The organism is Pseudomonas alkylphenolica (assembly GCF_000746525.1).
Taxonomy (GTDB): domain Bacteria; phylum Pseudomonadota; class Gammaproteobacteria; order Pseudomonadales; family Pseudomonadaceae; genus Aquipseudomonas; species Aquipseudomonas alkylphenolica.
The window spans coordinates 3,908,727-3,920,802 of sequence record NZ_CP009048.1; the positions used below are offsets into that span (position 1 = coordinate 3,908,727).

The 12,076-nt window shown below is 60.4% G+C and carries 11 protein-coding genes and 3 tRNA genes; 4 read left to right on the forward strand and 10 right to left on the reverse strand.

What is annotated here, in order from left to right; all coding sequences use genetic code 11:
- Positions 1 to 43 precede the first annotated feature (43 nt).
- The 4 genes from PSAKL28_RS17915 to PSAKL28_RS17930 all read right to left on the reverse strand — a co-directional run bounded on the left by PSAKL28_RS17915 (position 44) and on the right by PSAKL28_RS17930 (position 1,003).
- A complete protein-coding gene (locus PSAKL28_RS17915) occupies positions 44 to 346 on the reverse strand; it encodes a DUF6388 family protein (RefSeq protein WP_038613048.1) in 303 nt (100 codons plus the stop codon).
- Positions 347 to 671: 325 nt separating this feature from the next.
- Positions 672 to 756, reverse strand: a tRNA-Leu gene (locus PSAKL28_RS17920).
- Between the two features lie 53 nt (positions 757 to 809).
- A tRNA-His gene (locus PSAKL28_RS17925) sits at positions 810 to 885 on the reverse strand.
- 41 nt (positions 886 to 926) lie between these two features.
- Positions 927 to 1,003, reverse strand: a tRNA-Arg gene (locus PSAKL28_RS17930).
- Between the two features lie 285 nt (positions 1,004 to 1,288).
- Here PSAKL28_RS17930 and folD point away from each other — a divergent pair.
- Positions 1,289 to 2,143 (forward strand): bifunctional methylenetetrahydrofolate dehydrogenase/methenyltetrahydrofolate cyclohydrolase FolD, encoded by an 855-nt coding sequence (gene folD, locus PSAKL28_RS17935; protein WP_038613050.1) that lies wholly within the window; start codon positions 1,289 to 1,291, stop codon positions 2,141 to 2,143.
- Positions 2,144 to 2,279: 136 nt separating this feature from the next.
- Here the strand turns inward: folD and PSAKL28_RS17940 are convergent, their stop codons facing one another.
- From PSAKL28_RS17940 to PSAKL28_RS17965, 6 genes are read right to left on the reverse strand one after another with little or no spacing between them, the layout of a single operon-like run.
- Entirely contained in the window at positions 2,280 to 4,019 is a 1,740-nt protein-coding gene (locus PSAKL28_RS17940; RefSeq protein WP_038613052.1) for an ABC transporter substrate-binding protein, read from the reverse strand.
- Positions 4,020 to 4,069: 50 nt separating this feature from the next.
- Entirely contained in the window at positions 4,070 to 4,342 is a 273-nt protein-coding gene (locus PSAKL28_RS17945; protein ID WP_038613053.1) for a DUF2160 domain-containing protein, read from the reverse strand.
- An 11-nt stretch (positions 4,343 to 4,353) separates the two neighbouring features.
- Positions 4,354 to 5,154, reverse strand: a complete 801-nt coding sequence (locus PSAKL28_RS17950; RefSeq protein ID WP_038613054.1) for a carbohydrate ABC transporter permease — start codon at positions 5,152 to 5,154, stop codon at positions 4,354 to 4,356.
- A 10-nt stretch (positions 5,155 to 5,164) separates the two neighbouring features.
- On the reverse strand, positions 5,165 to 6,028 hold the full coding sequence (locus PSAKL28_RS17955; RefSeq protein ID WP_038613055.1) for a carbohydrate ABC transporter permease: 864 nt from the start codon (positions 6,026 to 6,028) through the stop codon (positions 5,165 to 5,167).
- Positions 6,025 to 7,122: an ABC transporter ATP-binding protein gene (locus PSAKL28_RS17960; protein WP_038613056.1), complete on the reverse strand. Its 1,098-nt coding sequence runs from the start codon at positions 7,120 to 7,122 to the stop codon at positions 6,025 to 6,027. Before PSAKL28_RS17960 ends, PSAKL28_RS17955 begins: the two co-directional genes overlap by 4 nt.
- Positions 7,122 to 8,216, reverse strand: coding sequence for an ABC transporter ATP-binding protein (locus tag PSAKL28_RS17965; protein WP_038613057.1), 1,095 nt, complete (start codon positions 8,214 to 8,216; stop codon positions 7,122 to 7,124). Before PSAKL28_RS17965 ends, PSAKL28_RS17960 begins: the two co-directional genes overlap by 1 nt.
- Positions 8,217 to 8,464: 248 nt before the next feature.
- On the opposite strand from PSAKL28_RS17965, the gene PSAKL28_RS17970 reads away from it, so the two are divergent.
- The 3 genes from PSAKL28_RS17970 to PSAKL28_RS17980 all read left to right on the forward strand — a co-directional run bounded on the left by PSAKL28_RS17970 (position 8,465) and on the right by PSAKL28_RS17980 (position 12,066).
- On the forward strand, positions 8,465 to 10,258 hold the full coding sequence (locus PSAKL28_RS17970) for a sigma-54-dependent Fis family transcriptional regulator (RefSeq protein WP_038613058.1): 1,794 nt from the start codon (positions 8,465 to 8,467) through the stop codon (positions 10,256 to 10,258).
- Positions 10,259 to 10,423: 165 nt separating this feature from the next.
- Complete coding sequence (gene ocd / locus PSAKL28_RS17975) at positions 10,424 to 11,470, forward strand: ornithine cyclodeaminase (protein WP_038613060.1); 1,047 nt, start codon at positions 10,424 to 10,426, stop codon at positions 11,468 to 11,470.
- Positions 11,471 to 11,571: 101 nt separating this feature from the next.
- The gene (locus PSAKL28_RS17980; RefSeq protein WP_038613062.1) at positions 11,572 to 12,066 is read left to right on the forward strand and encodes an Lrp/AsnC family transcriptional regulator; all 495 of its coding nucleotides are present in this window, start codon (positions 11,572 to 11,574) and stop codon (positions 12,064 to 12,066) included.
- Positions 12,067 to 12,076: the final 10 nt, after the last annotated feature.

Genomic DNA, 12,076 nt, shown 5'->3' on the forward strand with positions numbered 1-12,076 from the left:
CCAGAAATACTTGTCAAAACACTACCGGATCACGGCTCGGTGCTCAGGGCGCCGCATCGTCGATCTCGTTGATACTGCAATACTCTTCCCATTCCATGCCCAGCGCCTCAGCGACCTCCCGATGCACTTCCAGGCGCATGGCCTGAAGCTCTGCGTCGGAGCCGGCGATCAGTTGCAGGGTCAATTCCCAGGGCTCAAGCCCCTGCTCCTGTGCGGCGTCTTCGAAGGCCCACTCGATCTGCTGTTGCTGCTCATGGGCGCTGAGCCCGGCAATTTCTTCGAGTAGCTGCGGATTGGCTGCGGCGAAACGCTGCAATGCGCTGGCCTGGCGTTCTTTTGAAATCATGGAGCTGTCCTCACTACCTTGCCGTTGGCCACGGCCTCAACCGGCTGAAATCTATCAGCTTTTGAGTACTTGTCACCAGTGCACCGCAGCACCGGCGCAGCAAATGGAGCAACGGCATAGCATCATGACAAAAGCCACGGGCGAGCCTGGAAAAGGGTAATACAGCTAAACAGGTTTCAGGCAGGCGACGGATGTCCCGGCAAATGGACGCCGAGGCACAACAGAAAGACCACGCACTGGTTCAAGCCCGGAAACGAAAAAAGCCGCACAAGGCGGCTTTTTCGATGCTTTCTCGCGCTTCAGCGAAGGGCGGTGAAAGCTTGGATGGTGCGGACGAAGAGACTCGAACTCTTACAGCTTGCGCCGCTGGAACCTAAATCCAGTGTGTCTACCAATTTCACCACGTCCGCGTGAAGCTTTTAAAGCAAAGGCGCCAGATTTTCATCGGGCGCCTTTTGGAATATGGGGTGGACGATGGGGATCGAACCCACGACAACAGGAGTCACAATCCTGTGCTCTACCAACTGAGCTACGCCCACCATATTGCATTTACCGCTTTACTTGTGCCTAAGCTGCCTATTGGCGCACCCGGCAGGACTCGAACCTGCGACCATCCGCTTAGAAGGCGGATGCTCTATCCAGCTGAGCTACGGGCGCATATTTAATCTGCTTTCTGTTACGATTACAAATTAACTTTTAGCCGTACCGAACAAGCTACCAAATCCGCTCATTCTGCCTGACCTTGCTAACCAGTGCTAGGCTCTGCCCGACAAGTGCGACGAATGTTATAGACGAGTGGTTAGGTCGTCAACTCTTTTTTGAAAAAAATTCATTTTATTTAAGGGCTTAGGGGAATAGCCGGACCAAGCGCCTTTGCCCTCGGCCCCCTTCATGCGAGAATGCGCGCTCTTTTTATTCCCTCTCGATGGTTAATCACGCGTCATGACTGCACACCTTATAGACGGCAAGGCGATCGCCGCCAGCCTGCGCCAGCAGATCGCCCAACGTGTTGTGGAGCGTCGCCAGCAAGGCCTGCGTACTCCAGGCCTGGCGGTGATCCTGGTCGGCACCGACCCCGCTTCTCAGGTCTATGTTTCGCACAAGCGCAAGGACTGTGAAGAAGTCGGCTTTATCTCCCAGGCATTCGACCTGCCCAGCGAGACCACCCAGCAGACCCTGACCGGCCTGATCGATCGCCTCAATGATGATGCGAACATCGACGGCATCCTGCTGCAGTTGCCACTGCCGGCCCATCTGGACGCGTCGCTGCTGCTCGAGCGCATTCGCCCGGACAAGGATGTCGATGGTTTCCATCCTTATAACGTCGGCCGTCTGGCCCAGCGTATCCCGCTGCTGCGCCCGTGCACGCCGAAAGGCATCATGACCCTGCTGGAAAGCACCGGTCAGGATCTGTACGGCATGAACGCCGTGGTCGTCGGTGCTTCGAACATCGTCGGCCGGCCAATGGCCATGGAGCTGCTGCTGGCCGGCTGCACCGTTACCGTCACCCACCGCTTCACCAAGGACCTGGCCGGTCACGTTGGCCGCGCCGATCTGGTCGTGGTTGCCGCTGGCAAGCCGGGTCTGGTCAAAGGTGAGTGGATCAAGGAAGGCGCAATTGTCATCGACGTCGGTATCAACCGCCAGGAAGATGGCAAGCTGGTCGGCGACGTGGTCTACGAGACTGCCCTGCCCCGCGCCGGCTGGATCACCCCGGTGCCAGGTGGCGTCGGGCCGATGACCCGCGCCTGCCTGCTGGAGAACACCTTGTATGCGGCGGAAGAGCTGCATAAGTAAGCGGTGATGCAGTAATGAGAAACGGCACCTATGGGGTGCCGTTTTTTTGTGCCAAGTTCAAGACCGATCGCGGGCCAAGCCCGCTCCCACCGGGGTGTCATTGGACCTGTGGGAGCGGGCTTGCCCCGCGATGCTTTCAGTTGCGCGCCGCCTCCCACGACTTGAGCAGTTCGCTGTAGCTAACGGTCTCACCCTTGGGTTTCTCATTAGCCAACTTCGGCTTCGGTGCACCCGGCTGGTCGAACCAGTACTGGGCATCACGCTCCGGATTGAGCTTGGGCGCGCAGGTCGCCTGGGCCTTGGAACGCTCCAGCCGTTCGAGGATCTTGTCCTGGTCACGGGCCAGACCATCCAGCGCCTCTTGCGGCGTCTTGTCACCGCTGGCCGCCTCGGCAATATGGCTCCACCACAGCTGCGCCAGGCGCGGGTAGTCCGGTACGTTGGTGCCGGTCGGGGTCCATTGCACCCGCGCCGGGCTGCGGTAGAACTCCACCAGGCCGCCGAGTTTGGGCGCCAGGTCGGTCATAGCCTGGGAGTTGATGTCCGACTCGCGGATAGGCGTCAGGCCAACGATGGTCTTTTTCAGCGAAACGGTCTTGGAGGTGACGAACTGGGCATACAGCCAGGCCGCCAGGCGCTGTTTTTCCGGGGTCGATTTGAGGAAGGTCCAGGAGCCGGCATCCTGATACCCCAGTTTCATGCCCTCCTCCCAATACGGGCCTTTGGGTGACGGCGCCATACGCCATTTCGGCGTGCCGTCGGCATTCATCACCGGCAGGCCCGGCTTGGTCATGTCTGCAGTAAAGGCGGTGTACCAGAAAATCTGCTGGGCGATGTTGCCCTGGGATGGCACCGGGCCAGACTCGGAGAACGTCATGCCCTGGGCTTCCGGCGGCGCGTAGGCACGCATCCAGTCTACGTACTTCTGGGTCGCGTAGACCGCAGCCGGGCCGTTGGTGTCGCCACCACGGGTGACGCTGGAGCCGACCGGATGACAGTCCTCGACACGAATCCCCCACTCGTCCACCGGCAGGCCATTGGGCAGGCCCTTGTCGCCGCCACCGGCCATGGAGAACCAGGCATCGGTGAAGCGCCAGCCCAGCGACGGGTCTTTCTTGCCGTAGTCCATGTGCCCATAGACGCGCTTGCCGTCGATTTCCTTGACGTCTTCGCTGAAGAATTTGGCGATGTCTTCGTAGGCCGACCAGTTGACCGGCACACCCAGCTCATAGCCGTACTTTTCCTTGAACTTGGCTTTCAGGTCCGGCCTGTCGAACCAGTCGGCGCGGAACCAGTAGAGGTTGGCGAACTGCTGGTCAGGCAATTGGTAAACCTTGCCATCGGGCGCGGTGGTGAAGGAGATGCCGATAAAGTCCTTCAGATCCAGGGTCGGCGATGTGTAGTCCTTGCCCTCATTGGCCATCAGGTCAGTGATGGACTCGGTCTTGCCATAGCGAAAGTGCGTACCGATCAGGTCCGAGTCGTTAACCCAGCCGTCATAGATGTTCTTGTCCGACTGCATCTGGGTTTGCAGTTTCTCCACCACATCGCCTTCCTGCAGCAGGTCATGAGTCAGCTTGATCCCGGTGATTTCACTGAAGGCCTTGGCCAGCACCTTGGACTCATACTCGTGGGTGGCGATGGTTTCCGACACCACGTTGATCTTCATGCCACGGAACGGCTCCGAGGCTTTGATGAACCATTTCAACTCTTCGAGCTGCTGCTCCGGCGTCAGGGTCGACGGCTTGAACTCGCTGCCGATCCATTTCTTCGCCGCGTCTTCATAGGCGTCGGCCCAGGCGCTGGCGTGGAAACTGCCGAGCACGAGCAAGGCAGCCAGGGTCAACTGTCGCCGGTTCTTGTTGTTGTCGAACATCGTGATCTCCCGATTGAGTATTCCCATGGAGCCTGACCGAATCTGTTCGGCTAACCCCAGCGCATCACCACCAACAGCCACACCACCGACAGCAGTGAGGCCACCCAGAGACTCCAGTCACTGACCCCGATGATCAGCAGGTGCAGGTAAGCGCTGACCAGAAGCCCGATGAACAGCCGATCGCCGCGGGTCGTGGCAATCGGCAGAAAGCCGCGACGCTCGACACACGGCCGGCGCAATTCAGCCAGGGTCATGACTACCAGCAACAGGCCGATCGCGGAGAAGAACAAGGCGGTCGGCAGGGTCCAGGCCATCCAGTCCATCGTGCGCCTCCTCAGACCCGGCCCAGGGCAAAGCCCTTGGCCACATGGTTGCGGACAAACCAGATCACCAGCATGCCCGGCAGAATGGTCAGCACCCCGGCAGCGGCCAGCACGCCCCAGTCGATACCGGAGGCCGACACGGTGCGGGTCATCACTGCGGCAATCGGTTTGGCATTAACCGAAGTCAGGGTGCGCGCCAGCAGCAATTCGACCCAGGAAAACATGAAGCAGAAAAACGCCGTGACACCGATTCCCGAGCCAATCAGCGGCACGAATATCTTCACGAAGAACCGCGGGAAGCTGTAGCCATCGATGTAGGCGGTTTCGTCGATTTCCTTGGGCACCCCGGACATGAATCCCTCCAGGATCCACACCGCCAGCGGCACGTTGAACAGGCAGTGCGCCAGGGCCACGGCGATGTGCGTGTCAAACAGGCCGATCGACGAATACAGCTGGAAGAACGGCAGCAGGAACACCGCCGGCGGCGCCATGCGGTTGGTCAGCAGCCAGAAGAACAGATGCTTGTCGCCGAGAAAGCGGTAGCGCGAAAACGCATAGGCTGCCGGCAAGGCCACGCTCAGGGAAATCACCGTGTTCAGGCACACGTAGTACAGCGAGTTGATGTAACCGGTGTACCAACTGGGGTCGGTGAAAATCACCCGGTAGTTGGCCAGGGTGAAATCCTGTGGCCACAGGGTCAGGCCGCCGAGGATCTCGGTGTTGCTCTTGAACGACATGTTCAGCAGCCAGTAGATCGGCACCAGCAAAAACAGGATGTAGAGCAGCAAGGGCAGCGTTTTGCGCAGATTCATGACCACCCTCCTAGTCTTTGTCGGCATGGGTCATGGCCGTGTAGAACAGCCACGACACCAGCAGGATGATGAGGAAATACACCAGCGAAAACGCCGCGGCCGGCCCCAGGTCGAATTGCCCTACCGCCATCTGGGTCAGGGTCTGACTGAGGAAGGTGGTGGCATTGCCCGGTCCGCCTCCCGTCAGCACGAAAGGCTCGGTGTAGATCATGAAACTGTCCATGAAGCGCAGCATCACTGCGATCAGCAGTACGTTCTTCATCTTCGGCAACTGGATATGCCGGAACACTGCCCAGGCCGACGCGCGATCGATACGCGCAGCCTGGTAATAGACATCCGGGATCGCCCTCAGCCCCGAGTAACACAGCAGCGCCACCAGCGAAGTCCAGTGCCAGACATCCATCACCAGCACCGTAACCCAGGCATCCATGGTGTTGGCCGCGTAGTTGTAGCTGATGCCCAACTGGTTCAGCGACGCCCCGAGCAAGCCGATGTCGGCACGGCCAAAAATCTGCCAGATGGTGCCGACCACGTTCCACGGAATCAGCAGCGGGATGGCCATGACAATCAGGCACAGCGACGACCAGCGCCCCTTGGTCGGCATGGTCAGGGCAATGGCGATCCCTAACGGAATCTCGATCAGTAACACGCAGCCCGAATAAACAAACTGGCGTAGCAAGGAGTCGTGCAGACGCGGATCCTGCAGCACCTGGCGATACCAGTCAGCGCCGACGAAGTAGCGGCTGGACTGGTCGAAAATGTCCTGCACCGAGTAGTTGACCACGGTCATCATCGGTATCACCGCACTGAAAGCCACCAGCAGGAACACCGGCAGCACCAGCCACCAGGCCTTGTTGTTGGGCACCTTGTTCATGGTGTGGCCTCCAGCAGTACGTCGTCGGCATACAACATCAACCACTGTGCCGGAAAACTGATCCAGGCCTGGCCCTGCGGCACCACGCGGTCTTCCCCAAGGCGTACCTTGAGGGCCGCACCGTCCAGTTCGAGGGTCAAAATCCGGTAGGTCCCCAGGTCTTCGACATCCACCACCCGGGCGGTAAAGGCGTCATCAAATGGCGCCTCGCGCACCTGTACAAATTCCGGGCGGATCCCTACCTGCAAACGCGCAACCGGCGTGCTGGCCAGACGCGCTTGCAATGCTTCTGGCAGCGGCAGATGGACACCGGCAAAACCGACACCGCCCGGCTGCGGCTGCACATCGATCAGGTTCATCCCCGGACTGCCGATGAAATAGCCGACAAAGGTGTGCCGCGGTCGCTCGAACAGTTCCCGCGGCGTACCGAACTGGACGATCTGCCCGCCATACATCACCGCGATCTTGTCGGCGAAGGTCGAGGCCTCCAACTGATCGTGGGTCACGTAGATCATGGTGATATTGAACTGCTCATGAATCTGCTTGAGCTTGCGCCGCAGCTTCCATTTCAGGTGCGGGTCGATCACCGTCAGCGGCTCGTCGAAGAGGATCGCGGAAACGTCATCGCGCACCAGGCCGCGGCCCATGGATACTTTCTGCTTTTCATCGGCACTGAGGTTACGGGCCTTCTTTTTCAGCGCCGGACCGAGTTCGAGCACCTCGGCGATCTCCTCCACCTTGCTACGCACCCGGGCCTCGTCCATGCCCTGGTTACGCAAAGGGAAAGCGAGGTTGTCGAACACCGTCATGGTGTCGTACACCACCGGAAACTGAAAAACCTGAGCGATATTGCGTGCCTGCGGCGACAGCTCATTGACCACCTTGCCATCGAACAACACCTGGCCCTGGGAGGGGCTGAGCAGCCCGGAGATGATATTGAGCAAGGTCGACTTGCCGCAGCCCGAAGGCCCAAGCAAGGCATAGGCACCACCTTGGGCCCAGACATGTTCCAGTTCGCGCAAGGCATAGTCATCGGCACTGGCAGGGGTGCGGCTGTAGCTATGGGCCAACTGCTGCAGGCGAATTTCGGCCATCAGGCAACCCTCGCTTCACGCGCGCCCGGCGCCTGGACCAACACACCTGCGCTGTCGAAGACAAACAGCTTGTGGGTCGGGATAAACACCCGAATCGGCGCATCGACGTGGTATTCGTGCACCCCGGACAGATGCAGGATGATGCGAAAGTGCTCACTGCGCACATGCAGGAAGGTTTCCGAGCCACTGATCTCCGCCAGCTCCACCAGCACCGCCAGCTCAAGGTCATCGTCATTCGACGGCACCAGGCTGATATGGCTGGGACGCACGCCAAAGCGGTATTCACCGTCACCGATACGGCGCAGGTCGGCGTTCATGGCGAAATGCACAGCCCCGGCGAAACTCACTTCATTGCCGCTGATGCGCCCGGCAATCAGATTGATCGGCGGCTCGGAAAACAACTCGGCAGCCAGCACCGTACGCGGCTGGTGATAGACCTGAGCGGTTGCACCACTCTGCACGATGCAACCTTCATGCAGGATGGTGGTGGTGCCACCCAGGGCCAATGCCTCGTTCGGCTCAGTGGTGGCATACACGGCAATGCAGTGGCGGGAAGCGAACAGCTCGCGCATCTCCTGGCGCAGTTCTTCACGCAGTTTGTAATCCAGGTTGACCAGTGGTTCGTCGAACAGAATCAGCTCGGCATCCTTGACCAGCGCGCGGGCCATGGCCGTGCGCTGCTGCTGGCCACCGGACAGCTCCAGCGGCAGGCGCTGCAAGAAGGGCTCGATGCGCAGCATCTGCGCCGTCTGATGCACTTTGCGGCGAATCTCCTCTTCGTTCATACGCGCCTGACGAAGCGGTGAAGCGATGTTCTCGAAAACGCTGAGGGTCGGGTAGTTGATGAACTGCTGATAGACCATCGACACATTGCGCTGGCGCACCGGCCGGCCCGTGACATCTACACCATTCATCAACACCCGCCCCTGGTCAGGGCGGTCCAGCCCGGCCATCAGGCGCATCAGGCTGGTCTTGCCGGACAAGGTGCGGCCGAGCAGGACATTGAACGAGCCCGGCTCGAAACTGAGGCTGGCATCGACAATCCAGCGCTGGTTGTCGACGGTGCGGCTGACGTGCTCCAGCGTAAGCGACATGGGGCGGCCCTGATTGTTGTTATCGGACAGGCCTTCGCTGCAGAGCCAGATTCGTGCCAGCGCTGGCGACCTTCGATAAGTCGTTGTCGTAGCGCTACTTTTTCTTTCGCCATGGCAACTGACGATTCACGCCTGAACAGAAATGAACAGTAACCGCTGAACACCTGAACAGCCCTGACATTGACAATGAACAGGACTGAACAACACTGGTTCACACAAAAACGACAACGCTGGCAGAGGAAACGCCCATGGCCGTCTCCATTGCATCCCATGACCAATTGATCCAGGCCTCCTGGGCGCGCTGCCGTGACTATGGTCTCGACCATCAGTCAGCACCCAACTTCGGCGAGCTCTCCGCTGCCTGCCTGAGCGCGTTGCTCGAACGCCAGCAGATCCTGCTGCGCACCACCCGTGACGAAGTGATCCCGCAGTTCAATCATCTGCTGGGTAATTCCAGCTACCTGATCATGCTCAGCGATGACCAGGGCCAGCTCCTGGAAACCTGGGGCACCCGGCGTTTTATCGACCCGCGTCAGCAGCACGGTTTTGTCGCCGGCGCCCGCTGGCTTGAACAGGGGGTGGGTACCAATGCCATCGGCACCGCCCTGGCCTGCAGCGAGGCGGTGCATGTGGGCCAGGATGAGCACTTCCTCAAGCGCAATCGCTACATGGCCAGCGCCGCTGCGCCGCTGTTCGACGCCGAACGGCGCCTGATCGGCGTACTGGATGTGTCCAGCGACAGCTACCTGCCTGCCTCGCAAACCCTGGGCATGGTACGGATGATGAGCCAGAGCCTGGAAAACCGCCTGATCATCGCGCGCTATGCCGGGCAGTACCGACAATTGAGTTTCAATACCGGCTCGAACAACCTCGACAGCCAATGGGCCGGGCTGCTGCTGTTCGACGACCGCGGCCGTGTCCTGGCGGCCAATCGCCGGGCGGACAGCCTGCTCGGTCAACCAGCCTTGCAGCACAGCCTTGAACAACTGTTCCAGACGCCGCTGCCGGAGCTGTTGCAGCATGCTGCAGGGCAACCTTTTGCCGTGCAGGTGCCCGGGCGCAATCGCTTTCACTGCCTGTTGCGTGAGCCGCTGACAGGCCCCTCGACCGCTAGCAACCGTCAGCCACCCGCCGACTGCGATCCACGTATAGCCAAAGCGCTGCGGCAGGCGGGGCTGCTGCTGGAGAAGGACATTGCGCTGTTGATCCAGGGCGAAACCGGGGTTGGCAAAGAGGTCTTCGTCAAGGCCTTGCACGAAGCCAGCAGCCGCCGCAACCAGCCGTTGATCGCAGTGAACTGTGCAGCGATTCCGGCCGAGCTGGTGGAGTCTGAGCTGTTCGGCTATGAAAAAGGCGCGTTCACCGGTGCCCACCACAAAGGTAACCCTGGCCTGATCCGCAAGGCCGAACATGGCATCGTTTTTCTAGACGAAATCGGCGACATGCCACTGCCAACTCAGGCGCGCTTGCTGCGTTTTCTGCAGACCCGCTGTATCCAGCCGCTGGGCAGTGGCGATCCGGTACCGGTGGATATCCGGGTTATCTCCGCTACCCACCAGGACCTGTCCGAACGGGTGCGCCAGGGACGTTTCCGCCAGGACCTGTACTATCGAATCGCCGGTCTAAGCCTGACCTTGCCACCGCTTCGCGAACGCAGTGATCGCCTGGCGCTGATCGAGCAGATCCACCAGCACTACCGCGATGCCGACGCGCCCCCACAACTGGACAACAAGGTACTGCAGCATCTGTTACAGCACCCGTGGCCGGGCAACCTGCGTCAGCTTGCCAGTACCCTGCAAGTCGCCCTGGCCCTGGCCGGACAGCAGCCCGTCGCCCTGGAGCACCTGCCGGACAGTTTTTTCAGCGAGCTGCCTGCTTCGCAAACAGTCGAGTCTTCCCCGCCCTGCGTATCCGATGAGCACGACCTGAACCTGCGCCTGCAAGCGCTCAAGGGCAACGTTTCGGCCCTGGCCCGCGATCTGGGCATCAGTCGCACCACCCTCTACAAACGCCTGCACGCCCAGGGTCAGGCCGAGGGTTGAGTATCGCCTGAAGCCAAACAGCCGATTCTGCTGTCAAATCGCATATTTCAGCTGAAGCCGCTGAGCACCTGCCACGCTTCAGCCGAGATGTACCCGGCGCTGGATCGACAATAGGCACACTGCCCCCGAATACGTGCCTCGATGCCAATAACAAAGGAGTTCATCATGACCCGCTATATCGATGTGACTGACCTCAGCCGCCTGGTTGCGCGTAAAGGCCTGAGCACCTGCATCAGCGAAATGGCCGAGTACATCCGTGAGGACTACCTGCGTTGGCACGACTTCGAAAAATGCCCGCGCCTGGCCAACCACTCGCCCGATGGCGTGATCGAGCTGATGCCGGTGTCCGACCGCAACCTGTACGCCTTCAAATACGTCAACGGTCATCCCAAGAACACCCAGCGCGGCATGCTTACAGTGATGGCTTTCGGCGCCCTCGGCGACGTTGATACCGGCGCGCCGGTGCTGCTCAGTGAAATGACCCTGACCACCGCCATTCGCACCGCCGCCACTTCAGCCCTGGCTGCCCGCTACCTCGCCCGCCCGGACAGCCGGCGCATGGCACTGATCGGCAACGGCTCACAAAGCGAGTTCCAGGCCCTGGCTTTCCATACCTTGCTGGGTATCGATGAAATCCGCCTGTACGACCTCGACCCCAAGGCCAGTGCCAAGCTGGTCGCCAACCTCAGGGCATTCCCGGAATTGCGGGTGAGCATCGCCGGTTCCGTGGCCGAAGCGGTACGCGGCGCCGATATCGTCACCACAGTGACCGCCGACAAGGCCTTCGCCACCATCCTGACCCCGGACATGATCGAACCAGGCATGCACCTGAATGCCGTGGGCGGCGACTGCCCGGGCAAGACCGAACTGCACCGGGACATCGTCGATCGCGCGCGGGTGATCGTCGAATACGAACCGCAAAGCCGTGTCGAAGGCGAGATCCAGCAAATGCCCGCCAACTCGCCAACCACGGAGTTCTGGCAAGTGGTCAACGGCCAGGCGCCCGGCCGCGAAAGCGCTGATCAGGTGACCCTGTTCGACTCGGTCGGCTTTGCCCTGGAAGACTACTCGGCTCTGCGTTATGTGTTCGATGTCGCCAAGGCGCTGAACATCGGCCATGAACTTGCCCTGGTACCGGAACTTGCCAATCCCAAGGACCTGTTCGCCGTACTGCGCCAGCCGCTTGCCGACACCCGCAAGAAAAGCGCCTGAAACCGAGCGGGTTCGGCTGCTCAATAGGGGTACAGACGCTGACCAAGGAAGGTCGTACCATATTCAGCGTCACCCACCGTTTGAAGTGAAGCCGAACCTGTATGGATACCAAGGTCAACAGCCCACACGCCGCACCACCGCTGGACCGGATCGACGAAGCAATCATCGAAGTGCTGCGCCATGACGGGCGCATCACTTACGAGAAACTGTCCTCGCTGGTGCACCTCACTCCCCGCCCCTGCCTTGAGCGCGTGCGCAAGCTGGAGCGACGCGGGGTGATACGCGGCTATAGCGCGATCATCGATGTGCAGAAGGTGTCGCCTGGGTTGTCGCTGCTGGTGCTGGTGGCTTTGTCCAATCAGAGTGGGCGCGCGGCACAAAAAGCGTTTGAAGCCTGTGTGAACGCCTGTCCGCAGGTCTTCGACTGTCAGCTGATCAGCGGCCATTTCGACTATAGCCTGCGCATGCGCTGCCGCGACATGGAGCATTACCGGGTGCTGACCGAAACCTGGATGAACAACGACGAACTGCACATCGATAAGCTGGTGGCGCACCCAGAGCTGGCGGTGGTGAAAAACACCGCCCCGCAGCTCTGAGCTGCACGTG

Excerpts from the sequence above, each read along its gene's own strand:
- folD (WP_038613050.1), top strand. The coding sequence starts at position 1,289 with ATGACTGCACACCTTATAGACGGCAAGGCGATCGCCGCCAGCCTGCGC.
- PSAKL28_RS17980 (WP_038613062.1), top strand. The coding sequence starts at position 11,572 with ATGGATACCAAGGTCAACAGCCCACACGCCGCACCACCGCTGGACCGG.
- PSAKL28_RS17915 (WP_038613048.1), bottom strand. The coding sequence starts at position 346 with ATGATTTCAAAAGAACGCCAGGCCAGCGCATTGCAGCGTTTCGCCGCA.
- PSAKL28_RS17945 (WP_038613053.1), bottom strand. The coding sequence starts at position 4,342 with ATGGACTGGATGGCCTGGACCCTGCCGACCGCCTTGTTCTTCTCCGCG.
- PSAKL28_RS17950 (WP_038613054.1), bottom strand. The coding sequence starts at position 5,154 with ATGAATCTGCGCAAAACGCTGCCCTTGCTGCTCTACATCCTGTTTTTG.
- PSAKL28_RS17960 (WP_038613056.1), bottom strand. The coding sequence starts at position 7,122 with ATGGCCGAAATTCGCCTGCAGCAGTTGGCCCATAGCTACAGCCGCACC.
- PSAKL28_RS17970 (WP_038613058.1), top strand. The coding sequence starts at position 8,465 with ATGGCCGTCTCCATTGCATCCCATGACCAATTGATCCAGGCCTCCTGG.
- ocd (WP_038613060.1), top strand. The coding sequence starts at position 10,424 with ATGACCCGCTATATCGATGTGACTGACCTCAGCCGCCTGGTTGCGCGT.
- PSAKL28_RS17965 (WP_038613057.1), bottom strand. The coding sequence starts at position 8,216 with ATGTCGCTTACGCTGGAGCACGTCAGCCGCACCGTCGACAACCAGCGC.
- PSAKL28_RS17955 (WP_038613055.1), bottom strand. The coding sequence starts at position 6,028 with ATGAACAAGGTGCCCAACAACAAGGCCTGGTGGCTGGTGCTGCCGGTG.
- PSAKL28_RS17940 (WP_038613052.1), bottom strand. The coding sequence starts at position 4,019 with ATGTTCGACAACAACAAGAACCGGCGACAGTTGACCCTGGCTGCCTTG.